We start from the raw sequence: 25,733 nt of genomic DNA on the forward strand, positions 1-25,733 counted from the left end.
GGACACTCTCTGGTTTGGTGTCGTTACCTCATTGTCATTCGGCCTATTCCATATTGAAGTGACTTCCTCGCTCATCGCTGAAGACGGCTTCATGGGAAGCGTCGCCGTCCGATGGCACAGAGCCAGCAGTGTTTCGAAAAGACTCCGTGCGTTGAAGCAGGTGTTCGACAGCCACGGTGGGCTGACTCGCGTTTTTCGAAAATGGCCCGGATCGTGGTGGTATTTGTCATCCGTCATTGGACTGTCTCCTGCTCGAATTATGTCACAGGAAGAGCGCCCTGGAAGACACGAATTGGAAGTCGGTTAAGTCGACGGGCGATCGTTATCCACCTGATGCGACATGGACAAGCTAAGGCATTCTCCTTTCCAGGATTTCTGTATCATTCACAGGTCATGGGAGTAGGCGTCATGGTTGCAGCAAGTTTGGTTCCGGATGCGTTTTACTGGGCGAAGTCGTCGAAGTACTTCAACGGACGAACAACGATCGATCCCGACCGTTTGCATGGATAGCCCCTTTATTCCCCAAAATGCGACGCCCAACATGGATCGACAAAACTTCACCAGGGAGGTTCTGACTGGGAACGGCAACATTGCCAAAACCTCCCTGGTGTCCTTTCAACAAGGATCAGTAAAATTTAAGCCGGGTAGCGCCGAGGGGAAGACGGACCTAAGTCGGACTGGCGACTCCATAACCCGCTTCTCATATTAGGTTTTGTGGTAATCCGAGGGTTCGTGGAGGGCAACGACCCAGAGGACGATATGAAGTTCGGTTCCGACGATGCCAGCCACGAAGAGTGCTGCTTGCAGGGCCATAGTTCGGCCTCGACCATCGCGATGATCAAAGCGGCCCTTTCCGCCGCTCAGGATATAAACATCAGTGCCATCGAGATCAGGATGCTCGGCCCTGTGGTCCGCTCGAAGGCTACATAACGAACGCCGCGGACCGTGATAAAGCCATCTCCCTTGCGGCGATGATCGTCGGTCAGGAGAACGTGCAGGACCGGATGCTGAGCCGTTACCCCATGCAGTAGCCGACAGGGGGCTAGGACTAAGGTGCGATAGCGCGGTCTGAAGTCCTCAAACAGTTCCTCTGTTTTACGGTTTGGCCCCCCGCGGAACCAACCGCATCAAAGGAGGCAACAGATGAATATCAAAGGGGAATTGCCGTTGTTGGCATGACGTTGGCCTGCGCGCAGTCGTCGACGGTAACAGGAGCCGCAGGTGGTGCTGCAATGGGCGCAGTCGAATCCGGGGCCTGCTGACAGACCACGTAACCGTCGTCTTCGAGGACGTCGACCGTGACGAAGCGAATGAGCGGTTCAATCCTCCATTACCAGGACTGCTTTCTGCATGGAGCCGCCTCTCCCTACTTCTGTAAGCGACATGATTCACCGACAGCGAAAGTCAACGACGGATAGATGAGAAAGTGCTAAATTAAGCAGTGGATACCCACGAAGTTTTGATTGACGGCCGCTCCGGACGGATCTTCGGACTTCAGTCGGACGTGACAGGCACGGTCGTTTTCGATAATCTTGCGCTGCCCCAGAAGGGAAAATATGCCTACGATCCTTATCCTTGAAGACGAACCGTTCATCGCGCTCGATATCGAGACGGTTCTGGAGGGATGTGGCCAGCGCAGCTTCGTAACGCTTTCGACCGGTTCGGGCGCCATTTCCTGGCTGAAGGAAAACTCGCCGTCCGCCGCAATCGTCGACCCTCGCCTCTCGGATGGCGTCTGCACTGCCGTCGCGCGGCATCTCGTCGGCTGCGACATTCCATTCATTCTCTATTCGGGCGAGACCGAATCCGCTTCCGAGCTGGAACCCGCGTTCGCAGAAGGTCATCTTCTGATGAAGCCGGCCTCGCCTGAGCAGCTTGTGGAAGCCGTCGAGACGGTCTTGTACGGGTCCGACCGTCGGCGTAAGTCCGGGACATGACGACACGCCACCTCTGGACGCTGGAACGGGAAGGCCGGTCGACCCGCTAGTTCCGGGCGCATTCTATTGGGCCAGACCATTCAAGCAGAGTGACGGTCGCATCACCGTCGTCCAGGTATCGACGGTCTCGGCGCGGAACCGGACTATTGGACTCTGGCGGTGCTGGAGAGCGATCAGCGCCAGATGATCGGGGTTGGCGCGCATCCAATCTTGCAGCCGAGTAGCGGAATGGCGGTGGGTTTTGTTGCCTGCGCTATCCATCGCGACGCTTGGCGCGTGCCCAATCCGCAGGTCGCGGATCATCTCGCGGGTGCGCGATCCGGCGAACATACTCGGCGATAATAGGATCGTCGGTCAAATACCTCTGAAACTGCATCTCGTCCATTCGGCCGGCGCGGTAGGCCTTTACGATCTCTTCTTGTTGGGCGGTTAAGGTTGCCTGACCCTCACGCTCTGGCGGGACGACGCTTAGCCGGTTAGGCATAACGCCCGCAGTGCCTTCTTTTTTCTCACTATCGTCCATCGTACTATCCTCCAAGGCGTGATCGCTCGCAGCATCATCAAGCTAGTATTCTTGATGGAGCGCCCTTGTCGCGATGGAGCACGAATGGATAACATGACCATCGGCCGTTAGTTCCAGCGTCGCTTGCACAAACTTCTCCTCGAAAAGACAATGAATGGCGAAATTTCGTGGACGCCGGTGATAATCCTCACTCGCGGAAAAACTTGAAAATCGAGTTTTACCGAAAGTCTGCTCGGCGAGCCGGCGCGAAATTGTCACCCCGGTCGGCCCCTTCGGCTTGGCCGCCTCGATAGGACTCGAACCGCAGACCGGTGAATTGGTTGGTTTTCAAACTGCTGCGGGAAGAGGATCGGTGCCTTCACTAAGGATCGCGAGATACCGTCTATAGCTGAAAACGCGACCACGCTTGCGGCCGGTCACCTCCTCAACTATGCCGAACCGCTCCAGATCGGTGAGTGCCGCATTGACGGTAGGGGCCGATCGGCCCGTCTTTTGAACAAGCTGATTTGCCGTCAGGAACGGATTTTGCTGAAAAAGATCATGGATGCGAAGCGCTGAACCGGCTCGGTCGCTTTCAGTTGTGATGCGCTCGCGGTCTTCCTTGAACACCTCGACGATCCGAGTGGCGGCGTCAAATGCCTGGTTTGCGGTGTCGGCGACGCCGGCAAGGAAGAAGTCGAGCCAACCTTCCCAACTGCCGTGTTCGCGGACCTCCTGGAGCAGTCGATAGTATTCCGTTCGATGGGTCTTCAGGTAAAGATAGCTCGGAATCAGACATAGGCTGATTATGATTTTCAGCTACTATTTAAGCAAGTGGGCCTTCGCTTAAATAACGAAGCAGCTAAGGTAAGCGCTCTTAAATAAGCGTGCGCCCAGTCGAGCGCCTTGAAAGGATGCGACCCGAAGACCTCATCATGTGAGTTCATGCTGAGAGGCGACTTGCGACCGGCGCACTGGACGAATACCTTGAGAACAAGACCGTCGTGGCGCGGGACTGCTAGCTGTTGAGCGTCAGACAGCTTGAGGAGAAACAGAGCGATGGCAATTGAGAAAAAGACCCTCACCACCTTTCGAAACCGGGCCCGCCGTGTCGTGGAACCAGAAGCCTTAGTTCACACATTTGGCGACAAACGACAGCGACGCGATACCAGTCGTCTAGTAGTTCAGCGACTTCCACGGGACTTCCGTTTGGCGCCTGTACGATCGTCTTCGCATCCCCGTTGGCCGCAGATTTAATCGACGCTATTCCCTTGGGAGTCGCACGAAGCCACTCCGGGCTCGGGGAACTTCGAGCGACGCTTGAGCGGTGGCCGCATTGTCCGCCGGAAGGTTTACGGAGTTTGCGGGAAGCTGGGTTTGGAGAAGATTCGGCGTCTCAGGGGTGAAGGCTACGCTCGGCGACCGACGCGCGGATGGCGAAGTTCACGTTCTGAGCAGTGATACCGATCTCATCCGCAGTCCGCTTGGACAGAGTGGCGCTCGTGATGCCGAGAAGGAGAGTTCCCCGGCTGGATCGGTGTCGAGCTGTTACGTAGCTCGTGTCGTTGCAGATCCCCGCTAGAGAGTTCACGTTGCCTGTGGTGATCTTCAGGGAATCTGCGATCAGCGTGGCCAAAGGGTACCCCACCGCAACAATATCCTCGCCAAGCCTTGTTGCAGACTTTCGGAATGCTAGCGGTTTTAGTGCCTCGCCGGCCGTGATCTTCACGACCGCCAAATCATTGGTCTCAGTTTGTTCCAGGAGAGACGCTCCTTCTGGCCCGGCGGGTGCCGGACTGACGGGCGGTGCGGTGGTCCTGCGATTGATCCGGCGTTGCAGTAGCGCAGGCGCGCTATTGCCGGTTGGCTGGGCTGCGGCCGTAAAGCAAAAGCATGGCGATGATGACGACGCCGTAGATGATCTGCCGCCCTGCCTCCGGCATCTGCATGACGGAGAGGATCGATTGCAGCAGCGTAATCAGGATCACGCCGGCAACGGTGCCGAGATAGGAGCCCTTGCCGCCGAGGATAGAGGTTCCACCGAGGACGACGGCGGCGATCGAAGGCAGGAGATAAGCATCGCCCATGGACTGCGCCGCTTTCGAGGCATACCCAGAAAGCAGGGCACCGCCGAAGGCGCTCAGCGCCCCTGAGGCAATGAAGGCGGTCATGATGATCCGGCGGGTATTGATTCCGGAAAGATAGGCGGCACTCTCCCGATTGCCGATACCATAGACGGACCGGCCGAATGTCGTGCGGTTAAGGACGAAGACCGTTGCGGCGCCGACGACCGCCCAGATGAGAACGGCATTGGGTAGCCCGGGCAGAAGGAAGCCGGTTGCCAGATAGCGCATCGCAAATGTTGCCGAATCCTGCGGCGAGAAGCCGCCAGTATAGACGACCATCAGTCCTTGCGCGACGGCGTTGGTCGCCAGCGTGATGATCATCGAGGGGATGCGCAAATAGGCGACGCCGATCCCGTTGGCGAGCCCGATCGCCATGCCGCAGGCAATGCCGAAGGGAATGGCCAGAGCCTCGCCGAGTGGGCCGTAAGCGGCAGCCGCGCACGCCATCATTCCGCCGACGGCGACAGACCACGGTACGGAAAGATCGATCTGGCCGAGCAGCACGACGATCATCATGCCTGTGGCGATGACGCCAAGAAAGGATGCGACCTTCAACTGCTGCAGGAGATATTCCGGCGACAGGAAACTCGCCGAATAGAAACTGCCGATGATGAGCAGCAGGAAAATGCAGGCGAAGGCGGTGGCGATGGCCGGGTCCAGCCGATGCATGAACTTGGAAATCCGGGTCACTGAGTGTTCGCGCATTAGGTCGTTCATTCGAACCATTCCAGGCGATTGCGCACACGGAACAATGCGAACGCGCCAAGGCTCACCGCGACGAGCAGCACCACACCCTGGAACAGTGGCTGCCACAGCGGATCGAAATCGAAGACGAAGAGGAGGTCGCCGATGGTCCGGAAGGCGAGGGCTCCGAAGATTGCGCCGATCGCGCTGCCTTTGCCGCCGAACAGGGATACGCCGCCGAGCACCACCGAAGCGATTGAGAACAGTGTATAGGCATTGCCGCTCGCAAAGGCTGCCTCGCCGGTGAAGGTGAAGAAGGTGAGGAAGAGCCCGCCAATCGACGCAAGAAGACCGGCGAGCGCATAGGCGGTAAATTTCGCGCGGCGGATGGGCAGCCCGGACATATAAGCCGCGATCTCCGATGAACCGGAGGCATAGGCTGCCCGCCCGATCAGGGAGCGGCTGAACGGCACCCATATGACGAGAACGACGGCGATCAGAGCGACTAGGCTGGCCGGCAAGAGGTCGAAGACCTTGCCGGTCATGACGTCTGCCAGTTCCTCGTTGACCGATCCGCCGGGAAAGGGTCGCAGCAGGAGGGCGATGCCGAAGAACACAGCGCCAGTGGCGATCGTGGCAACGATCGGCTGCAACCGTCCATAGATGACGATCACGCCGTTGAGCGCGCCGCAGGCAAGACCGGTTGCCAGGACGGCCATCACGCCAAGAGCAGTTTCAAGCGGCGAGCCGAGCACGAGCCAGGAAGCCACCGCATTGGTCAGGATGAAGATCATGCCGACCGAGAGGTCGATGCCGGCGGTGATCACCACCAACGTCTGAGCCATTGCGACGAAGGCAAGCAGCACGCCCTTGTTCGCCGCGGTCTGGACGACATTGGCCGTCAGTCCAGCGGGATGATTGGAGACGTAGATTGCAAACATGACGACGAATATGCCGGCTGCCATCACCGCGCCGCGCCGTTCGCCCAACCGGTAACGCCACTCCTTCACGCCGCGCTCCCCACATTCTCGCTACCGACATTCAGTGCGCTCGCCACCAGCGCATGCTCGGTGATGCCGTCGCCCGTCAATTCGCGTCTGATGCTGCCGTTGTACAAGACGAGAACGCGATCACAGCAGCCGATCAACTCGCCGTAATCCGTCGAATAAAAGAGAATGGCTGCTCCTGCTTCGGCCAAGCGCCGCAGCAACTGATAGATCTCCTGCTTGGTGCCGACATCGATGCCGCGTGTCGGATCGTTGAGCAGAATGATCCGCGGCTTGCGCATCAGCCACTTGGCGATGACGACCTTCTGTTGGTTGCCGCCGGAGAGCGCTCCGACCGGAATGTCAAGTCCTGCCGTCTTGATCGCCAGTAGCTGTACCATCTCCTCGATCAGCCGTTCTTCCTTTTCCTGATCTATCACCCCCGCTCTGGACACCCGGTCCAGTACCGCAAAGGATAGATTTTCCCGGACCGTCATCGGCAGCATCAAGCCTTCCGTCTTGCGGTCCTCGGGGATGAGCGCCATGCCGATCTGTCCGGATTTTGCCGCTGCCGGGCTTGCGAGCGTAACCGCCTTGCCGTCGACAAGGACGGAACCTGTGGTCCCGCGCAGGACGCCGAAGAGCGCAAGCAGCAGCTCGCGCTGCCCTTGTCCATCCAGGCCTCCAAGGCCGACGACTTCACCACGACCGACGGTAAGCGAAATGTCGTGCAGCGTATCCGCCCAGCCGAGCTTGCGGCATTCCAGGACCGGACGGACTTCATCCTTCGCAACCCGTTCCGGTTTCGGCGGAAAGGCGCGGCTGTATTCCCGACCGATCATCATTTCGACGATCTCGCCATCGCTGTGCGTGGCTGCCGGGAAACTCGCCACATTGCGGCCGTTGCGCAAGACCGTGCATTGATCCGCCAATTCGGCGATCTCCTGCATGCGATGAGAAATGTAAATGAGTGCCAGCCCTTCGGACCTCAGCCGCCGCAAAACGGAGAAGACCTCGGCGACATCGGCTGCCGTCAGTGCCGACGTTCCTTCGTCAAGAATGAGAATGCGCGGTTTCCAGGCGAGCGCCTTGGCGATCTCCACCAGTTGTCGGCGCGAGAGCGGCAGGTCCTTGACCAGCTCGCGCGGATGAATGTCGCTGGCGCCTGCCCGCGCGAGCATCTCCTCGGCGATGACGCGTTGCGCCTTGCGGTCAATCAGGCCGAAACGGCGCGGCGGAGCGGCGATAGAGATGTTGTCGGCAACGCTGAGGTCCGGGATCAGCGAGAGTTCCTGAAATACGCAGGTGACGCCGGCGGCGGAAGCCTCGGCCGGGGAGCGGAAGGACACCGGATGCCCGTCGAGCAGCATGCGGCCTTCATCCGGCGCGACGACGCCGGCCATGATCTTGATCAGCGTGGATTTCCCCGCGCCGTTCTCGCCGAGAATGGCGTGGATATTCCCGGCTTCCACGGTGAGTTTGGCGTTTTCCAACGCATGCACGCCGCCGTAACGCTTCGATACACCGCTCATCTCAAAGAGCGGGGTTGCCGCCGGTTTTTCTGGTGCCGTCATGAATGTCCTCGGGGCAGGTGTTTCTCGCGCTCCGCGGGCAGAGCCGCGGCGCGCCGATCAAGCGATCCGGCGGGCTCGGCCTATTGGTTTTCCTTCGACTGCCCCATGATCTCCTGTGCGGTGAAATTGATGCCGCAGGTCGGAAAAGCGTTGCCGACGAAGAAATTGTCCGACTGATCCGGATAGAAGTCCTGGCCCTCCTTGAAGTTCGGGTCTTCGACGATTGCCAGCGGCAGCTTGATGGACTGCGGCACGACCTGTCCTTCAAGTGCCGCGATCGCCGTCTTGATGGCAACCGCCACCTGGGCAGGCCCGGTGCCGGCCGAGGAGCATTTCAGGCCTTCGCCAGCATATTTGGCGCAGAACTTGCGGAAGCCGTTTTCCGTTTCGCCACCGAAAGGCACGAACGGATGTTTGGCATCGATCATTGCCTGCACGACGCCGGTATCGCCGCCCTGCGCAGTGATGCCATCGAACTTCTTGTGCACGGCTATCGCGTCGGCGGTGGCTTTCTGTGCCGTCGGGTCGTCCCACTTGCCGAGCACTTCGACGACATCCCACTTCTTGCCGGTGGCATCCAAGGTTTCGTGTATGCCGTTGTGGCGGTCGGTATCGACTGACGTTCCGGCAACCCCGCGCACCTCGAGAACTTTGCCGCCGTCAGGCAGGTGCTTTGCCAGCCAGTTCGCCCACAACACGCCAAGGCCCTTCTGGTCGACGTTGACGTTGATTGCGTCTTGCGTATCCAGAATATTGTCGAAGGCGACCAGGACGACGCCGGCCTGCTTGGCGCGCTTGATGACCGGTCCGAATGCCGTCGGATTCTGGGCATTGACGACGATGGCGTCGTAACCGGAATCGATAAAGTTGTTGATCGCCGAAATCTGCGCCGGCACGTCCTCACCGGTGGAAACGACCTTGAACTCCTTGAGTTTGGCGGCGACATCCGGCTGAGCGGCATAGGCTTTCGCCGTCTGGATCATCTGAATGCGCCAGGTGTTGGCGATATAACCATTGGCGAGCGCGATGCGATAAGGCCCGTCTTTTTTCGGAAATTTGAAGAACTTGGTATCTGCCGTCCACGGCACGAAGCAGTCACCCTCGGCCGCAGGCCCGCTGACAATTTCCGGTTGGGCAAGAGCCATGGAGTGGGAAAGCGTAAATGCAGCCGCGGCGAGAAGGCCGCCGACCAATGTCTTGTACATCGAATCCTCCCATTTGTTGCCATGTTCGGATCGGCATCGAATGGGTGTCGGAATCATCGACTGTCCGCTGCAGTTTGTTCTGCAGTCGGTTGCCGGTCCGGCAGTGCATGTCGATACGCTATCCAAATGACGCCGGATGGGCTCCTCCCGAGGGCGTCACGCAGCCGATGTTAGCGCTGCCAATTATGATTGTAAAGAAGCACGCAATGACCTGATTAACGCGGATTCTCAGGCTCATCCGGAGCAGATAGGTCGCCGGGGCCCGTCTTAAAGCTGCTCTTTTGCCGCCACGAATTGACTTCACACGATGCCGTGGTGCACTGGAACTTGTCGTAGCAACGAAATTGCCCGATGCCCATGCCTCGAGCAGGCTCGAAGGCACCTAAGTCGCCCAAAGCTGCTAGCTTGCGGAATGGCTCGGTCGACTTGGGATACGTGGATTTAGGCTAGACGAACCGACTAAATCCGTTTCTTTTCATTCTCGCTGCAAAAGACTGTCGAGAGCTGAACGCGAGCGAGCTCGTGGAGACGGATTGTCTGGTTGTCGCACCCCAGGAGAACCCCGGCAGGGTGCGCGCCCGGCGCCAGACGGCGCGATAATGACCTGTGAAGTCCAAAAATTAAACGCCAGCCAACACAGATAAGCGACGCCGGCCCATTTGATCGCAATCAAAAGGAAACTAAACGTTTCCGCTATATGGGCGAGGCCTGCCAGCACACTTGCGAGGTAGAGCGCGTCGCCAACCACCATCCCCGCGGTAGCCCAGGCTGCCCGGCTGTATCCCCCCCTTCAGGGCATGAGCGACAATCGCGACGATTTGCGGACCGGGAATAATTGCTGCGACAGCCAGAGCCGTAGAATAGGCGATGAAACCGGATGCCATCATTTAATCAAGCCTTCGCACTTTGAGGTTCTCAGAATCCAATCTAACATTACGAACCCGACGATCCAATTGTTCCCACGGTAACCCCTGATGGGTGCACCCACACTTCGATAAGAACGCCTGTAAAGCGCGCTCATAGAGTGGTCTCCGATTAGGTCGCCACCGTGGTTAGATAAAAGAACTGGTAGCGTGGTTGCCGATGCCCCATGCAACCGTACCGGTCAGCGCAGGAAATCCTGTACCGCCCGCATGAACTCAGCTGGGTATTCGACGTTCGACAGATGAACCGCAGGCAAAACAACCAGCTTCGCGCCGGGGACCGTCGCGGCGATCAGCTCGCTATGGCTGGCCGCCGTCACCGTATCGTGCTCGCCGGCAATTACCAGTGTCGGCCGGTTGATTAGTGCCACGGTGCGGCGAAAGCGGAAAGGGCAACAAGTATCTGCCATCACGCAGAAGAAACAAAGCGCCATCGCGGTTCGACCCCGCTGAATGGATCGAGTTCATAAAGGCGCCAGCGCGCAATGGAGAGCGAAAAAGCCGCTTTCGGGCTCTTCGCTTCGCCTCTCATCTAGCTGCGAAGCAGTCCAAGCCGGATCAAGCTCTCGGCGCAGGAAAGGATTGCCTCCTCCGTTGATCGTGGAGCCCAGCCTAACAGCCGCTCGGCTTTTTTACCCGTCGCACTCATATCGTATCCGAGCAGCGGCACGATCCCCTTGAGCTGCTCGTTCGTCTCACCGGCGATGCGGACCTGTTCGTCGGTCAAAACTTGCGTCGAGACTTTCTCGGCGGCTTTCCCCAGGCGGAGCCGCAGCAGCTCTGCCACCTCGATCATCGGCATGCTTTCGCCAACGGTCGCGAGAAACCGCTCTCCTCTGGCGGCGGGATCGGTCATGGCGCGCAGATGCAGGTCCGCGACATCGCGCACGTCCACGCAGCAGGAGTTGACATTCAGGGATCCCATATGCCCATTCAGCATGTTGGCGATCAGCCGGATGGAATGGGAATAGTCCGCCCCCAAAACCGGCCCATAAACCGCGACCGGATTGACGGCTGCGAGCTCCAGCCCATTGCCTTCCCGCGCGACAAGATCCCAGGCGGCGCGCTCGGCGAGGGTTTTCGACTTTTGATAGGGCGCAACATTGCCGGCGAGGTTGCTCCAGTCGGTCTCGTCGAATGGTCGCCGATGGTCGGGTGCATGGCCGACGCCGATCGCGCCGAAGGCCGAGGTCAGCACGACGCGCCTGACCCCGGCATCCCGCGAAGCCTGCAACACCCTGAGGTTTCCGTTGACGGCGGGCTCGATCCAGTCTTCCTCGCGGGTCTGGTCGCCGGACGGCGTTGGCGAAGCGCCATGCATCACGTAGGCGCATCCGGCGACGGCTTCCGGCCATCCCGGATCAGCATTGAGATCGGCGGGGACAAACGACAGACGGTCCCCTGCATCCACGCCGCCGGTCCTCAGATGCTCGCGCACCTCCGCTTCCCGCTGTGGCGAACGAATTGTCGTGCGCACGCGGTAGCCGTTATTCAGCAGAGCCAGGATGCAATGTTGCGCAATGAAGCCGGTGCCGCCGGTCACGAGTACAAGTTCATCAGTCATATCGTTCCTCTCAGACATCGAGTCCCGCCGCATTCGATTGCGGAACGCGTGATGGCCAGAAGCTAAAACGAAGCTTCCGTACTGTGAATGCTTGAAAGTGCAGCTTACTTGCGCGAGAGTACGAGAATGCGCGTGGATCCCTTTTCCGAAATCCTGAAGCTCACGAATGCAGAGGCCGTGGTTACAGGTGGCTTCACCGCTGGCGGCCCATGGGCGATCCGTTTTCCGGGGCGCGATAAGATCAAGTTCTTTGCAGTGGTCAAGGGTAGCTGCTGGGTCAAGCTCGAGGGCGAAGCGGAGCCCAGGCACTTTGAAACCGGCGACGTGGGACTCCTGGCGGAACGTCGGAGCTTCGTTCTCGCCAGCGACCTGAGCGTTGCGCCGCTTGATGCCATGGACCTGTTTTCCGGCAGCGGCAGGACGATGGCGACGCTCGGCGATGGGGGAGATTTCGCGCATATCGGCGGCCATGTTCTGCTCGATCCGATCCGCGGCAGGATGTTGGCCGACATACTGCCGCCTTGGATTCACACGCGGGCGTCATCGCCCCATGCGACAATATTCCGGTGGCTTCTCGATCGGCTGATCGAAGAGAGGGACGTCGGGCAGCCGGGTGCCCAACTTGCGTCGGCACAGTTGACCCAACTGCTGTTCATCGAGATCCTTCGCTCCCATCTCAACACGTCGAACCGCCTGCCCGCCGGTCGGTTGCGCGCGCTGGCCGATCCGCGAATTGCGCCTGCGCTGCGCCTGATGCATGGCAACCCGGCTCGCGCCTGGCATCTGGAGGAGCTTGCGAAAGCATGCGCGATGTCACGGACATCTTTCGCATTCCACTTCAGAAAGGCAGCAGGTGTCGCACCGCTTGCTTATCTTACAGAGTGGCGGATGCGCCTGGCAGAACGCGCCCTGCGAGCGGAAAAGACGCCCGTATCGGTTGTTGCGCGCTCCCTTGGCTATACGTCCGAGAGCGCCTTCAGCAACGCATTCAAACGCGTGAGCGGCAGCTCTCCGATGGCCTACAGAAGTTCTCTGCACGTTGCGGACGGGGATGCGTCAGGAGAGGCGTTGCCCGGCAAGACTACGAACGCCGTCTAACGAGGTGGGCTTAGCAGGGCACAAGTCCGCTAATTGGCGCATTCCGGCCGACCAAGAAGATTCCAGTGATCTTGGAAGGCAAAAGCGGTATCAATACAACGAATTGGATTCCACTCGATCAGGCCGATCGACAAGCAAGAATCGGGGCAAAGCAGGCTGTCATGGCCGCTGATACCAACCATCTTGGAGCCTCCGTGGCCAAACCCAATACATCACTGACCGCAGTCGAGCGACGCGCCGAAGAGCTCGACACCATCGCCGCCGTCTTGCCGATGGAGCGCCGCGACGAGCTCGCCGAGCTTTTGACGGACAGTGATGTCGAGACGCTGCGCCATCTCGTCAACCAGGGCATGGGTGACAACACGCTGCGGGCACTGACCTCTGATCTTACCTATCTCGAAGCCTGGGGGCTTGCGGCCACCGGACGGTCCCTGCCCTGGCCGGCGCCCGAAGCCCTGCTCCTGAAGTTTGTCGCCCATCACCTGTGGGATCCAGACAAGCGTGCGGCCGATCCCGATCACGGCATGCCGGCCGATGTGGAAGACAACCTCCGGCGCCAAGGCTTCCTGAAATCTCCCGGTCCGCATGCGCCGGCGACCGTGCGCCGCCGGCTGACGAACTGGTCGACCCTGACGAAATGGCGCGGCCTCGATGGTGCTTTCGCCTCCCCTGCCCTCAAATCAGCCATCCGCCTTGCGGTTCGCGCAGACGCCACCGACCGATGCCAACTGTTCGTATTGGCAACCCGCGACGGCTTTATCCATCGGCAAGAGTAGACTATCTCCCGGCGTCCGCTCCCGCGCGAACGCCAGGAAGCACCCTCAGACGGTGCGGATAGTCCCGCCATCGATGATAAACTCGGCGCCGTGGATCGCAGCAGCACGGTCGGAGGCAAGGTAGGCGATAAGGTCGGCCACCTCCTCAGGCTCGGCTCCGCGCCCGATCGAGATCCCGCCCAAGGCATTGAGCACGGACTGCCGCGCGTCCTCGATCGTGCCGCCATTGGCGTTGCGAAGCATTTCGAGAAAGTCTCCAGTGGCGTCAGTCATAATCCAGCCGGGCGAGACGGAATTGACCCGCACGCCCTTGGGACCAAGCTCTTTCGAGATCGACTTGCTGTAGGTTCTCAGCGCGGCTTTCGCGGCGGCGTAGCCTGTCGTGGACTCGGGCAGCGGCAGGACGGACTGAATTGAGGTGATGTGCACCACAGTGCCCTTGCCCCGCTCAAGCATCTGCGGGATCAACAAGCGATCGAGCCGGACGGTCGCCAGCAGGTTAAGGTTCAGTTCGGCGAGCCAGTGGTCGTCCGTCAGCGCGGCGAAGCCACCCGCCGGCGAAGCCGAGCCTCCGATAACATGGGCAAGGATGTCGATGCCGCCGAGCCGCTCGAGCGCCGCCTTGGCGAACGCTTCACCACCTTCTGCCGTGGTCAGGTCTGCCTGGACATATTCAATGCCCTCGATGGGATCCTTGATCGTGCGGGCGGCCGTGACAACACGGGCTCCGCCGGCTAGGAAGCGCTCGACCGTGGCGCGGCCCAGACCCTTGGTGCCACCGCTAACGAGGACGCGCTTGCCAGCGAACTCGTTGGGATCTGCCTGGATGCTCATACCGTGGCCTCCAGAGTCTTGATGGCGTCGTTCGCCAGCGTGAAGCGATAGGTGAAGCGGAGCGGACTCCCTGGAAAATCACCATGCGCAGGACCTTCGACGATGACATCACCGCCTTCTTCCCGAACAGTATCGGGCACGAAGATGGCCTTCACCGGGATCACTTCCTCTTCGAACAGTTGCCGGATTGCCGGTTGCCCCTCGAAATGCTTGCCGTTGTCGATAAAGACGGCGTCGCGCAGGAAGGGCTTCATCATGCCGTCGATATCGAGACGGGCGTTTGCCTCGACATAGTCAGCGATTGGTTTGGGTAGGTCCATTGACATGTTCATCTCCTCGATGGTGACAAGACTTAAATAGCCATAGACTTCTCGCCTGATAATCGACACAAATCGGCATAGCGTGTTACGGAGATCGGGATAATGACTCGCCATTCGCTGATCGAACTTGAAGCGGTTCTCGCCATCGTCCGGTGCGGCTCGTTTCGAGCAGCGGCCCTCGATCTTGGCATGTCGACCACGGCCATCAGCAATGCGGTAGCCAAGCTCGAACGGGAGCTTGCCGTGCGATTATTCAATCGCACAACACGCAGCGTCTCCCTCACCTATGCGGGGCGGATTTTCGTCGCACAGATCAAATCAGCGCTCGAGGACATTCAAAAAGCGATGAACACGGCGCGCTCCCAGCAGGAGACGCCGTCCGGTACCTTGCGCATCAATGCCTTCGCGACCGCGGCGCGCGAGATCATGGCGCCGCTGGTTCTAAGCTATTTGCAGCGCTATCCGCAGGTTCATATCGACATCGTCACCGAGGGGCGGCTTGTTGATGTCGTGGCGGCCGGCTTCGATCTGGGCGTGCGCAGCGCGGATCTCGTGCCCAGCGACGCCATCGCCATACCGCTGGGTAAGATGCGACGCATGGCGGTTGCCGCATCTCCAGCCTTTTTCGAAAACAGGGCTATCCCCCAGGTGCCGCACGAGCTACTCACCTACCCCTGCGTTCGCGTGCGGCTACCGAATGGCGCATTGTTCCGATGGCGGTTCGAGAAGGGCGGCGAAGAATTGCAGCTAGACGTCGAGGGTCCGATAACCCTCGACGAGGCCTCCCTGGCCCGAACCGCGGTAACGAACGGCGTGGGGATCGGCTATTTCATGGAAACCGATGTCCGCGAAGATATCGCAGCGGGAAGGCTCGTGCGCATTCTCGAAGACTGGACGCCTCCGCTCGTGCCGCTGTGCCTCTATTATTCCAATCGGCGCAATTCCTCCGCCGCCTTCCAGGCCTTTATCGCGCTTGCTCGCGACTACGCGGCCGGACGGCTCGCGCAGCATTGAGCCTGCTGCTGCGCTTAACATCACGGTATTCCCAAATGAGACCGCCGATTTTGCCTCCGGTGGAGGGCATCCAACGCATGTAAGGAAAACGACCGTTTACCTGACATCCTTAAACGCTTCCCAAAGAGCGTTATCTTGGCTTGATATTGATGTCCGGTACCCGCGTGCGGTAATCAACTGTCCGGAAATCGCTGTGAAGAGAAATCTGATGACGAAGCTCTTGATGGGAATCGAACCGTAGACTCACTATTTCGATCCGTGAGATAACAGGCACTTGCGGAACCGTGGCTGTAGATGAGAACATTTGCGAAATAGAGTTCCGTCAGCTTTCCGCAGGAATGCCCCCGGCCGCGATGATGGCCTCGGGCGTATCGACGTCGATCTGCGCCGCGTCGCCAATCTCGACCTCAATCACCGACAGCCCGGAGGTTTCGATCAGGTCGCGGGCGCCGATGTCGCCCGTCAGTCGCAAAACGGCATCGTTCAGGGACCGCGGCAGGATGACGGGATTTCCGCGCTTGCCCTGCGAGATGGCACGGACGATCGATACATCCTTGCTATTTTGAAAGACCGTAATCAACCGGTTGAGATCGCTGGTGGTCACACCCGGCATGTCCGCGAGCATGACGAGGACACCGTCAGCACCATTCGCCTCGGCAGCGGCAAAGCCTATCACCAGCGAGCTTGCCATCCCCGACGCGTAATCCGGATTTGCGACGACGTTCAATTGCAGATCTGAGAGTGCCTTTCGGATGTCGTCCTGGCGATGGCCGACGACCACAGTCACGGATTCGGCATGGCTATTGCTCGCCGTCAACGCCGAACGGCGGACGAGCGGCATCCCGTCAAACTCGGCCAGCAGTTTGTGGCCGCCGCTCGAGCCCATGCGCGTCGCCATACCCGCAGCCAGGAGCACGATCGTCACTATTGGCTTCACCGACTTCTCCTCCACGGGCTCACATGGCATCGGCCGCGTCTGGATCTTCGAAGCAAGCCCCCCGACACCCATTCCAATAATATCATCTTCAGCGGGACTTTCACCCGCCAGAATGCGCTCCAATATCCAGTCGAAGCCGCTCGGGGCTGTTGGCACAGCCCGGAGCGCCAAGGACATGACAGGTGCCGATCTGGCCGAGAACCATGAGATTGCAGGGATCGACAGGCATGCCCACCCGTAGGACGTGGCCGCCCGTCTCACGAATGGCCTGCGGGATCAAGTCAGCATCATCGATTACGGCGGACGTACCAAAGACGAGTTGCGGCGCTTCATCCCTAGTCGCCACAACCTGTCGCAATGACGCCGCGAGAGCCCCGGTATTGTGTGTCGCGCGCCGTTCCCGCTTCAGCCGATTGCCACAAGACGGCTTCAAATGTGGAAGCTCCGTTGCAATCAGGCTGACGAACTAGTAGCGCGTTTTCGTGGTTTGAATCATATCAGGCGGCCTCGGCGAACTTGTCGGGCCAGCAGCATGGCTGCCCGCGATACCCGGCTCGCCGACTCGGTTCGAGACCGCGAAGTTGCCGTCAACGTTGCAGAACTGACCGAATTTCATGGTGCTCCATCCCCAGATAACGAAAGAGGGCGCGACCGCAGTGCTTGAATGACCTCGCCCAATATCGCCACAGCGATCTCGGCGGGATTGGAAGCCCCGATATCGAGCCCGACCGGAGCATGAATTGCTGAAAGCGCATCGGGGGTGAAACCTTCCGACGCAAGCCTGTCGATCCTCGCAGCATGCGTCTTTCTGCTGCCGAGCGCGCCGATGTAGAAGCAGCCCGTCCGCAACGCTTCGACCAAGGGAGGATCATCGATCTTCGGATCATGGGTGAGCGCAACCACGGCCGTGTAACGGTCGAGCGGATCGACCAGAAAAGCATCGGAAGGCCAGTCGGTGGAGAGAGGCACACCAGGGAAGCGTTCGATAGTCGCAAAGGCCGTGCGCGGATCAATGATACGCACATCGAAACCAGCAAGTCCTGCCATCGGCGTCAGGTACTGGCTAATGTGCACGGCGCCAATAATGGCGATTCGCGGCGCGGGTAAGTAGACGTTCAGGAACCCTCTGCCCTCGATTGAGTCGAACGCCATCGAGCGGCCGGAGCGAAAGGCATCTTCGATCAAATCTGCACTCGGCCCCTCAAGCGGATCACCCTCTAGAACGATGCGTTCGCCATGACTGTCAAGATCAGCCAGCAAAACCGCAGCGATCCGTTTGCGGCGCGCAGCGTTTAGGCGTTGCAGGCTGGCAAGCTGCATCAGTCGAGCCTCTCGACATAAACGCGGATACGACCGCCACAGGACAGTCCAAGGCGCCAGGCGGTCTCGTCCGTGACACCGAACTCTAGCATCTGCGCCATGCCACCGGCAATCACATCGACCGCGGCCGTGATGACCGCACCTTCGACACAGCCGCCGGAAACAGAGCCTTCGAAATTGCCATCTGCGTCGACGACCAGATGGCTGCCAACCGGACGTGGAGCCGAGCCCCAGGTTTCGATGACCGTTGCGATGGCGACGGATCGGTTTTCGCCAATCCATGCCTCGGCCACGAAAAGCGGATCGTTCGGATAGATGCCCGGCATCAACTTGACGGAGCCTCCCCGTGATGGTCGTTCAATCGCGCGAAGACCCCGGCGATATCGCTCTCCTTGACGCTATCGCCGACATACCAGCTGAGGGTGTCGTAGAAGCCGAGGAAGGACCCTTTCGTTTTGGCGACAAGTGCCGTGGCCTCGGCGCTGGAAATCGAAAGCGCCGCGAAGAAGAAGTCGACAAGGGCAGTCTCTGCTTTCGGATGAGCGAAGACGAGCGCCGTGGGAGAGTTGGGCGAGAGGACGGGCAGCGCGGAAGATTCCGGGCGGCACGACAGGGTGGCGGACAAGCGGATGTCTCGGGAGGATGCCGCGGCCTCGACCACGAAAGCTTCCGCATCCAAGACCCAGGCCGAGCGTGACGTGTCGAAATAGCGGAAATCGCGCTGCGTGAGCGTGAAACTCACCGTCCTTGCCTCGCCGGGCTGCAGATCCAGCTTGGCGAAAGACTTGAGCTCACGGATCGGCCGCTTCAGACCGGGCGCAAGCGGGCGCACGTAGAGCTGGACCACTTCCTTGCCGGCGACCGAGCCGCTGTTGCTGACGGTGACGCGCACCGTGCAACCCGCATCCGCGCCGATCTCGCCCTTGTCGACCTCGATCGTCTCATATGCGAATGTCGTGTAGCTAAGCCCATGCCCGAAGGGGAATGCCGGGGCGATCGCCTTGAGATCGTAGAACCGATAGCCGACGAAAACACCCTCGCTATAGACATGCCGCCCATGCTCGCCGGGATAGGTGTGCCAGCCTGGAATATCCTGCATGCGCGCTGGCATGCTGACGGAAAGCTTGCCGCAAGGGTTCTGTTCGCCGAATAGGATGCGCGCCAGAGCTTCGCCACCGCCCTGCCCGGCATAAAAGCTGGCCAGCACCGCGTCGACATCCCCGATCCACGGCATTTCGACCGTGTCCGGCATCGAGAGTACAACGACGAGCTTGCGACCGGCTGCCGCCAGCGCCGTGATAAGGGCGTCGTGGCTGGCGGCGAGCTTCAGTGTGTCGCGGTCGTTGCCCTCGCCGTGGCGGCTCTTTTCGTTTTCCGCGAACACCACGACAACATCGGCGCCCGATGTGGCCTGGACGATCGCTTTGATCGAGGCCGAGAGGCCCACTTGCGCGGCGGAGGAGAAGGGCAAATGCCGCACGTTGAAACGATCTCCCGCCCGTGCGGCGATCTGAACGAAGGGACTGTCGACGCGATACGGATTGGTGGTGGCCGACCCGGAGCCCTGGATGACCGGGATGACGGCTCCGTCGCCGACGATGAGAAGCTCGCGCAGGCGCTCCGGATCAAGCGGAAGCGTCTTGCCGTCGTTGCGCAGCAGCACGATCGATTCCGCCGCGATTTCACGTGACAGCGCGTGGTGCGCGTCGAGATCCGCCGGCGCGCCCCGCCGCTCGTGCATCTTGCATTTTCGCACTAAGGCCAGAACCCTGCCGCAGGCGGCATCGACCACCTCGGGCGCCAGATCACCAGCCTCGATCGCCGCCCGCAGGCGGGCCTTGCGTGGCTGGCTTTCCGGCATGTCGAGATCCGTCCCGGCAGCGAGCGCCGCACCACGGTCCTTAATCGCGTGCCAATCGGAGACGACCAGCCCGTCATAGCCCCATTCCTCGCGCAACACCGTGCTGAGCAACCAGTGATGTTCTGCTGCCTGGATGCCGTTCAGCCGGTTGTAAGCGCTCATTACAGTCCAGGGCGCGCTCTTTCCGATCACCCGTTCGAAGCCCGCCAGATAGATTTCGCGAAGAGCCCGCTCGTTGACATCGGAGCTGGTCGTGGTCCGTTCGATCTCGGAATTGTTGCAGGCAAAATGCTTCAACGAGGCGCCGACGCCATTGTCTTGTAGGCCCGAGATGACAGCTGCGGCAATGTCCCCGCTGATGAGAGGGTCCTCGGAGTAGTATTCATAGGCGCGGCCGGCAAGCGGTGTGCGGCGGATATTAATGCCTGGCCCAAGCAGGAGATGAACGCCAAAATCCTGGCATTCCGCCGCCAGCGCCTCACCCATGCGGTAGGCCAGATCGACGTCCCAGGAACAGCCAAGCAGATTGCCGTTTGGAAAGCAGGTTGCAGGACGTGTCGTGCCGAACATGCCGCCTGATGCATCGGCCTGTTGGCCGACAACCGCCAGAAACGCCTGGAGGCTGTCTTCGTCATTGTCGCCGGCGTCGATCTGGGTTGTGGAGTAGCGAACGCCATGGGCACCATCGGTCATGACAATCGATGGAATACCGAGCCGTTGGATCGATGCCGTCTTCCACAGCCCGCGCCCGCTCAGAAGATCGACCTTCTCAGCAACCGTCATCTGGCCGACAAGCGACTGGATTTCGTCTTCGTTGGGCTGGAACATAGGTACTCTCCGACGTTACGGGACGGGCGTCGCTCAACAGATCTTTTGAAGGAGTTCCATCAACATCATCCGCTCGGCAAGCGTCAGGGTGCTCAATGTTTCCTGTGAAATCTGCAGCGCGATTGACAGATTTCGCGCGACTGTCGCCTCCCCTTCTGCAGTCAGCGTCAAAACAAGACGCCGCGCGTCTGTCGCATCCGGCGCGGTGTGAACAAACCCGCGCTTGACGAGGCGGTCGACGACGCCCTTGATGGTCGCCATATCCATCGCCGTCTCACGGCCGAGATTGCCCTGGGAACAGGGCTGCAACTCCTTGAGCTTGACCAGCGCTGCCCATTGGGTCGTGGTCAGCTTCTCCGCCATCAGGCCCGCAAAGATCGCCACGTGCCGCTGGTTGGCCTGCCGCAGATAGAAGCCGATCTGTTCGCCAAGTGCATACTGAGTCTGCTGGCCGTGAACCTCGGGCACTACTGCCTTCCTGCGGCCGCCTTTGTTTTTGAACGGAACGTCCATCGGATCCCTCAAATCTGCCTGTTCGTCGTGATGACCGGCAATCGCATTGCCGAATTCAGTCTCGCCATAAATTCAGGATGGCTTCTGTCGATAAAATTTCAATCTGCTCCGAAAGCCTCGGCGCCAAGGTCTCGATTACCATGGCGTGTGACTTCATGTCGCCGCTTGCCAGCGCATCCGCGGCCAGAATGACCCGGTAGCCGGCATCCACCGCATCGAGAACGCTGGCGTAGACGCAAACGTCGGTCTCGACGCCCGAGAAAATCAACGTATCCGTTCCTGATCCCTGCAAGCGCGCGCTGAAGTCGGGCGAACCAAAGACCGAGTAAGTCTCCTTGTCGACGATGGAGCCTGGACCGGCGATCGCCGCGAGGGGCGCGACCAGATCCAGCATGGCGACATCGAGTTCATCCAGCGTCACCGATGACCAGCGGCGATAGTAGTTCTTCCAGCGGCCTTTGGCGTCTTCCGCGCTCTGCGGAACTACGAACCGGACAAAGACCGTGTCGAACGGCCGCGCTTGGCTGAGCGCCAGCACGTTCGGAAGAATATTGGCGATTGCCGGCGTATGCCACGCCGTTTCCTCGGCAAACAGACGTTGCATGTCGATGATGACGTGCAACGTATTCTTGGAGAACGACGCGGTTGTCATGATCAATCCGCAACCGGGACCGTATGTTCCGGAGCCCAACTCAAGGTAATGCTTTCGCCATCGCTTAGCACCGTGCCGTCACGGTTCTGCGCGAACAGCTTCAGCGGCAGACCGTCGGGGGTTTCCAACAGGTAGGAGAGCACGGGGCCGGCATAGATGACAGTCGTGATGCGTGCCGTCAGGCTGTTGCCGTCCATCGGACCGGATGCGATCGACATCTTTTCCGGACGCACGGCAAGCGTGACCTTCGAGCCGCTGGTTGGTAGTGTTCCTGTGGTTCTCACCAGCGTACCGTCGGCCAGCCGCACGGCACCGTCATCGACCGTACCGACCAGGAAGTTGGAATCGCCGAGGAATTCGGCCGCAAAGCGGGTCAGCGGCCGTTCATAGACCGTGTCCGGCTCGCCGATCTGGACGATGCGACCCCTATCGAGGATGGCGACCTTGTCGGACAGCGTCAACGCTTCTTCCTGGTCGTGGGTGACGAAGATCGTCGTAAGGCCGCTCTCGCGCTGGATGCGCAGCAGTTCGACCTGCATCTCTTGGCGAAGGCGACGATCGAGCGCCGACAGCGGCTCGTCGAGGAGAAGCACGCTGGGCTTGATGACGATGGCGCGCGCCAGCGCCACCCGCTGCTGCTGACCACCTGACAGTTGCTTGGGCGTGCGGTCGCCAAAGCCGGGAAGGCGGACCATTTCCAATGCGCGATCGACCTCCTTGCGGGCGGACGCACCCTTGATGCCGCGGCGTTCGAGGCCGAAGGCGACGTTCTGGGCGATCGTCATGTGCGGGAACAGCGCGTAGGACTGGAACATCATGCCAATGTTGCGGCCCCAGACCGGAATGTCGGTGACATCGTTGTTGCCGATCGTGACGACGCCCTGTTCCGGCTTGATGAAGCCCGCGATGATGCGCAGCAGCGTGGTCTTGCCGGAGCCGGATGGGCCGAGGAGGCTGGTGAAGGAACCTTCCGGAAACTCGGTGGTGATATTGGACAGGACCGGCGTCGTGCCATATGTCTTGGCTACGGAATTGACTTTAACGTTTGTCACGGGTGTCTCCAGGCTTTGCGAAACGCGCAAAAATCAGGATGATCGTCATCGAGCCGAGCAGAAGCACGGTCGAGATCGCATTGATTTCAGGGGTGAAGCCCTTGCGGATCGAGGAGTAGATCTGCACCGGTAGCGTGGTGTAGCCGGGCGTTGCGAGAAAATAGGAAATCACGAACTGGTCGAGCGACACGGCGAAGGCGAACAGTGCAGCACCGAGAATGCTCGGATAAAGAAGCGGCAGTGTTATAGAAAAGAAGGCGTGAACCGGCGTCGAACCAAGGCTCATGGCCGCTTCTTCGAGATCGGCCCGAATGGTTCGGAAACCGGTCCCGACCACCAACACCACATAGGGAATGGCAAGGGCAACGTGGCCGATCAGCAGGGCATGCATGCCGCGCCCGATGCCGCTCCAATAGAAGAAGATCAGCATGGCAGTGCCGGTGATCAACCACGGGATGGCGATCGGCGGCAGCAGCATCAGTTGCAACAGGCTCTTGCCGCGAAATGTCCGTCGTGAAAGAGCCACTGAGGCCATTGTCCCAAGTGCTGTCGAAAGCACGGCGGTGATTGTGGCGATGATGATACTGTTCAGGCCGGCGGTCAGTAGTACGGTGTTGTTCCACAGCGCCTGATACCATTGCAGCGAGAAGCTAAACGGCAGCTCGTAAAGCGGCGATGCGTTGAACCCCATCGCCATCATCACGAGAATAGGCGTGTAGAGAAAGATAAGGATCACGATGAGATAGATACGTCCAAGCGGTTTCATGATCCTCTCCTTACGCTGCCGCGCCACGGCGAAGAACGCCGGAGAAGGTTGCGAAAATGGCGAGAACGACAGCCAGAAGCATAAAGGACAGAGATGCGCCCAGCGGCCAGTTGAAGGCCTGCGTGAACTGGTCCTCGATCACCGTTCCCATGGTGACGCCGACACGGCCGCCCAGGATGCGGGGCTCCATGAACGAACCGATGACCGGAATGAAGATCAGGACAGAGCCGGAAATCAGGCCAGGTGCGGCGAGCGGCACCAAAATCTTGAACAGAATGGTCCACCAGCGTGCGCCGAGGCTAGAAGCAGCCTCAATGATCGCGTCGTCGATAGCCACCAGGGCGATGTAGCAAGTCAGGATCATGTAGGGCAGATAGCCGTGAACAAGACCGATCACGATGGCATAGCGCGTATAAAGAAAGCCGATCGATCCGGCCTCGGGCGCAATCATGTGCAGGAGATTGTCAAGGAAGCCGTTTTCCCGGAGCACCATTGTCCAAGAGAAGACGCGCACTAGACCATTGGTCCAGAAGGGAAGAAGGATCAGGATCAGGAGCATTTCGCGCGTCTTGCCGAACGTCGAGCGGACCAGCGCGACGGCGGCCAGAAAGCCGAGCACAGCACAAAACAGCGTTGTCCAAAAGCCGATGAGCAGCGACGTTATACCGATTCCGACCAGATATGGTTGATCGATGAAGGCGCGATACTGCTTCAGTGTAAAGACGATAGGGGCCTTGCCCATTGGTGTCGCCGACATGAAGCTGAACACGAACATGGTCAGCAACGGCAGGAAGACGGCAAGCGTCAGCCAGCCATAGGTCGGAAGCAACAGGGCCGTCGTCGAAACCCATGACGGGAGCGTGCGCCAATTGCGCGGACCCGAAGGTCCGCGCTCCAACGCAAGTGTGAGTTGGTCATTCTGCATAGAACGCTTTCACTTCCTGCCACAGGTTGTTGAAGGCTTCACGACGATCGTCCGGCAGCGCCGACATGATGCCCATCGTCTTCAGGTATTCGGGCTTGTGGACCTGGCGGCTTAGGTCGTCGGCCGGCAGTGCGGAAAGAGCAGCCGAGTTCGACGACGCCGGGGCCCCAACCTTGGTTGCCCATTCGACGTAGAATGCCGGGTCGATCATCCAATTGGCGAACGCAAGCGCTCCTTCGGCATTCGGCGCCGAGGCCGGGATGGCGAGGCCGTCGACCCAACCGATACCGCCTTCCTTGGGAACGACGAACTGAACCGGAAGCTTCGAGTTACGCTTGGAGCGCACCGAACCACCCGACCAGAAGAGCGAAAGGTCGAATTCCTTGGCAGCGAACGACTTGTTCCACTGATCTTCCGTGGACCAGAGAAGCTTGACGTTCGGTTTGATCGACTTCAGCGCAGCCGTGACCGCGGCCAGATCCTTCGGATCGTTGATGTCCTGGCCGCTCATCAGGGCGCCGACAGCGACATTGATGATTGCATCGTCGTCCATTGCGACGCGGCCCTTGTAGGCGGCATCTGCCAGAACGGCATAGCTGTCTGGAACCGGCAGGCCTTCACGAATGGCAAGCGAGGTCATGCCCCACACCCACGGAACTGCAAAGCTCTTGCCGTCCTTGCTGAAGTTCGGGTTGGAGCGCAGGTTCTCATCGACCGCCCCGACGTTTGGTACCTTGCTGAAATCGATCGGCTGTAGCAGGTCTTCAGCAACGGCCTGGGCGCAACGTGCAGCATTGATAATAACAAGATCATAGGCGCCGGGATTGGTGCGAAGCTTAGTCAGCATTTCCGATTCCGAGCTATAGTAGTCGTGAACGACAGTAATGCCGGTCTTTTCGGTGAAAGCCTTGACGGACCATTTTTCGTCCGTGCCATAGCCTTGCCAATTCAGGACCGTGATGGAGCCGCCCGAAAAGGCCTTGCGTGGCAGGCTGGAGAAGCTGACACCAGCGACAAGCGCTGCGGACATCAACTTCATCGTGTTGCGTCTGGTGAGTTCAGTCATTGTGGCACCCCTGTTGAACATACACAGTTATGGACGATCGTGACCGCGGTCAGCGACCTCGACGGATCGGCAGGGCCGAAAACAGAAGACGTGCCGAGCGCACATCAAATCATTTGTATGCAAACTATAACCAGAGAAAATCGGTTGCTCGAAGCGCCCTATCTCAGGGCAAACGAAAGCCTTGCCGCCAGAGAGCGAAACATCACTTCGCAGCGGAGACAGCATTACCTGACTTCGATAAGGATCAACCTAAATCAATCGATTGTCGGC

General features: G+C 59.7%; 23 protein-coding genes and 5 pseudogenes. 5 read left to right on the plus strand and 23 right to left on the minus strand.

Going from position 1 to position 25,733, the window contains the following annotated elements; all coding sequences use genetic code 11:
* Positions 1-759: 759 nt before the first annotated feature.
* Together EFD55_RS29555 and EFD55_RS29560 are read left to right on the plus strand one after the other, a co-directional pair.
* Positions 760-1,031, plus strand: a pseudogene (locus EFD55_RS29555) (BON domain-containing protein).
* Positions 1,032-1,556: 525 nt separating this feature from the next.
* Positions 1,557-1,937, plus strand: coding sequence for a response regulator (locus EFD55_RS29560; protein ID WP_125850182.1), 381 nt, complete (start codon positions 1,557-1,559; stop codon positions 1,935-1,937).
* A 253-nt stretch (positions 1,938-2,190) separates the two neighbouring features.
* Here EFD55_RS29560 and EFD55_RS33380 read toward each other — a convergent pair whose 3' ends face one another.
* From EFD55_RS33380 to EFD55_RS29605, 10 genes and pseudogenes are all read right to left on the minus strand, one after another.
* A complete protein-coding gene (locus EFD55_RS33380) occupies positions 2,191-2,460 on the minus strand; it encodes a hypothetical protein (protein ID WP_165504898.1) in 270 nt (89 codons plus the stop codon).
* Positions 2,461-2,787: 327 nt separating this feature from the next.
* Positions 2,788-3,219 (minus strand): annotated as a pseudogene (locus EFD55_RS29565) (Fic family protein); the annotation flags it as partial.
* Positions 3,220-3,853: 634 nt separating this feature from the next.
* Positions 3,854-4,201 (minus strand): annotated as a pseudogene (locus EFD55_RS29570) (trypsin-like peptidase domain-containing protein); the annotation flags it as partial.
* Between the two features lie 91 nt (positions 4,202-4,292).
* Positions 4,293-5,282, minus strand: a complete 990-nt coding sequence (locus EFD55_RS29575; protein WP_125850184.1) for an ABC transporter permease — start codon at positions 5,280-5,282, stop codon at positions 4,293-4,295.
* Entirely contained in the window at positions 5,279-6,259 is a 981-nt protein-coding gene (locus EFD55_RS29580) for an ABC transporter permease (protein ID WP_125850186.1), read from the minus strand. Before EFD55_RS29580 ends, EFD55_RS29575 begins: the two co-directional genes overlap by 4 nt.
* Entirely contained in the window at positions 6,256-7,809 is a 1,554-nt protein-coding gene (locus EFD55_RS29585; protein ID WP_125850188.1) for a sugar ABC transporter ATP-binding protein, read from the minus strand. The genes EFD55_RS29580 and EFD55_RS29585 overlap by 4 nt, the downstream gene beginning before the upstream one ends.
* An 80-nt stretch (positions 7,810-7,889) precedes the next feature.
* A complete protein-coding gene (locus EFD55_RS29590) occupies positions 7,890-9,014 on the minus strand; it encodes a sugar ABC transporter substrate-binding protein (RefSeq protein WP_125850190.1) in 1,125 nt (374 codons plus the stop codon).
* Positions 9,015-9,489: 475 nt separating this feature from the next.
* Positions 9,490-9,765, minus strand: a complete 276-nt coding sequence (locus EFD55_RS29595; RefSeq protein ID WP_245438619.1) for a LysE family transporter — start codon at positions 9,763-9,765, stop codon at positions 9,490-9,492.
* A 354-nt stretch (positions 9,766-10,119) separates the two neighbouring features.
* Positions 10,120-10,317: pseudogene (locus EFD55_RS29600) on the minus strand (alpha/beta fold hydrolase); the annotation flags it as partial.
* 152 nt (positions 10,318-10,469) lie between these two features.
* A complete protein-coding gene (locus EFD55_RS29605) occupies positions 10,470-11,501 on the minus strand; it encodes an SDR family oxidoreductase (RefSeq protein WP_125850192.1) in 1,032 nt (343 codons plus the stop codon).
* A gap of 126 nt (positions 11,502-11,627) precedes the next feature.
* Here EFD55_RS29605 and EFD55_RS29610 point away from each other — a divergent pair, with 126 nt between their 5' ends.
* Complete coding sequence (locus tag EFD55_RS29610) at positions 11,628-12,599, plus strand: AraC family transcriptional regulator (protein WP_205909807.1); 972 nt, start codon at positions 11,628-11,630, stop codon at positions 12,597-12,599.
* Between the two features lie 29 nt (positions 12,600-12,628).
* Here the strand turns inward: EFD55_RS29610 and EFD55_RS33385 are convergent, their stop codons facing one another.
* Positions 12,629-12,781, minus strand: a complete 153-nt coding sequence (locus EFD55_RS33385) for a hypothetical protein (protein ID WP_164737635.1) — start codon at positions 12,779-12,781, stop codon at positions 12,629-12,631.
* 12 nt (positions 12,782-12,793) lie between these two features.
* Between EFD55_RS33385 and EFD55_RS29615 the strand changes: the two are divergent.
* Positions 12,794-13,306: pseudogene (locus EFD55_RS29615) on the plus strand (integrase); the annotation flags it as partial.
* A 114-nt stretch (positions 13,307-13,420) separates the two neighbouring features.
* Here EFD55_RS29615 and EFD55_RS29620 read toward each other — a convergent pair.
* Positions 13,421-14,209, minus strand: coding sequence for an SDR family oxidoreductase (locus EFD55_RS29620; RefSeq protein WP_125850196.1), 789 nt, complete (start codon positions 14,207-14,209; stop codon positions 13,421-13,423).
* Positions 14,206-14,643 carry a nuclear transport factor 2 family protein gene (locus EFD55_RS29625; protein WP_245438625.1) on the minus strand — a complete coding sequence of 146 codons (438 nt, stop codon included), beginning with the start codon at positions 14,641-14,643 and terminating at the stop codon, positions 14,206-14,208. The genes EFD55_RS29620 and EFD55_RS29625 overlap by 4 nt, the downstream gene beginning before the upstream one ends.
* On the opposite strand from EFD55_RS29625, the gene EFD55_RS29630 reads away from it, so the two are divergent.
* Positions 14,632-15,543 carry a LysR family transcriptional regulator gene (locus EFD55_RS29630; RefSeq protein WP_125850198.1) on the plus strand — a complete coding sequence of 304 codons (912 nt, stop codon included), beginning with the start codon at positions 14,632-14,634 and terminating at the stop codon, positions 15,541-15,543. The genes EFD55_RS29625 and EFD55_RS29630 overlap by 12 nt on opposite strands.
* Positions 15,544-15,865: 322 nt before the next feature.
* On the opposite strand, the gene EFD55_RS29635 is transcribed toward EFD55_RS29630, so the two are convergent.
* The 10 genes from EFD55_RS29635 to EFD55_RS29680 all read right to left on the minus strand — a co-directional run bounded on the left by EFD55_RS29635 (position 15,866) and on the right by EFD55_RS29680 (position 25,463).
* Positions 15,866-16,657, minus strand: a complete 792-nt coding sequence (locus EFD55_RS29635) for a nucleotidyltransferase family protein (protein WP_245438621.1) — start codon at positions 16,655-16,657, stop codon at positions 15,866-15,868.
* Between the two features lie 435 nt (positions 16,658-17,092).
* Positions 17,093-17,800 carry an XdhC family protein gene (locus EFD55_RS29640; RefSeq protein WP_125850200.1) on the minus strand — a complete coding sequence of 236 codons (708 nt, stop codon included), beginning with the start codon at positions 17,798-17,800 and terminating at the stop codon, positions 17,093-17,095.
* The gene (locus tag EFD55_RS29645) at positions 17,800-18,126 is read right to left on the minus strand and encodes an XdhC family protein (protein ID WP_125850202.1); all 327 of its coding nucleotides are present in this window, start codon (positions 18,124-18,126) and stop codon (positions 17,800-17,802) included. The genes EFD55_RS29640 and EFD55_RS29645 overlap by 1 nt, the downstream gene beginning before the upstream one ends.
* Positions 18,126-20,489, minus strand: a complete 2,364-nt coding sequence (locus EFD55_RS29650) for a beta-glucosidase family protein (RefSeq protein ID WP_125850204.1) — start codon at positions 20,487-20,489, stop codon at positions 18,126-18,128. The genes EFD55_RS29645 and EFD55_RS29650 overlap by 1 nt, the downstream gene beginning before the upstream one ends.
* A 33-nt stretch (positions 20,490-20,522) precedes the next feature.
* Positions 20,523-21,002, minus strand: a complete 480-nt coding sequence (locus EFD55_RS29655; RefSeq protein WP_125850206.1) for a MarR family winged helix-turn-helix transcriptional regulator — start codon at positions 21,000-21,002, stop codon at positions 20,523-20,525.
* A 55-nt stretch (positions 21,003-21,057) separates the two neighbouring features.
* The gene (locus EFD55_RS29660) at positions 21,058-21,654 is read right to left on the minus strand and encodes a cysteine hydrolase family protein (RefSeq protein WP_125850208.1); all 597 of its coding nucleotides are present in this window, start codon (positions 21,652-21,654) and stop codon (positions 21,058-21,060) included.
* A gap of 2 nt (positions 21,655-21,656) precedes the next feature.
* Complete coding sequence (locus EFD55_RS29665) at positions 21,657-22,706, minus strand: ABC transporter ATP-binding protein (protein ID WP_125850210.1); 1,050 nt, start codon at positions 22,704-22,706, stop codon at positions 21,657-21,659.
* Entirely contained in the window at positions 22,693-23,472 is a 780-nt protein-coding gene (locus EFD55_RS29670; RefSeq protein WP_125850212.1) for an ABC transporter permease, read from the minus strand. The genes EFD55_RS29665 and EFD55_RS29670 overlap by 14 nt, the downstream gene beginning before the upstream one ends.
* A gap of 10 nt (positions 23,473-23,482) precedes the next feature.
* Positions 23,483-24,397, minus strand: coding sequence for an ABC transporter permease (locus EFD55_RS29675; RefSeq protein ID WP_125850214.1), 915 nt, complete (start codon positions 24,395-24,397; stop codon positions 23,483-23,485).
* Positions 24,387-25,463: an ABC transporter substrate-binding protein gene (locus EFD55_RS29680; protein WP_125850216.1), complete on the minus strand. Its 1,077-nt coding sequence runs from the start codon at positions 25,461-25,463 to the stop codon at positions 24,387-24,389. Before EFD55_RS29680 ends, EFD55_RS29675 begins: the two co-directional genes overlap by 11 nt.
* Between the last annotated feature and the right edge of the window lie 270 nt (positions 25,464-25,733).

The organism is Rhizobium pisi (genome assembly GCF_003938655.1).
Lineage (GTDB): Bacteria > Pseudomonadota > Alphaproteobacteria > Rhizobiales > Rhizobiaceae > Rhizobium > Rhizobium pisi.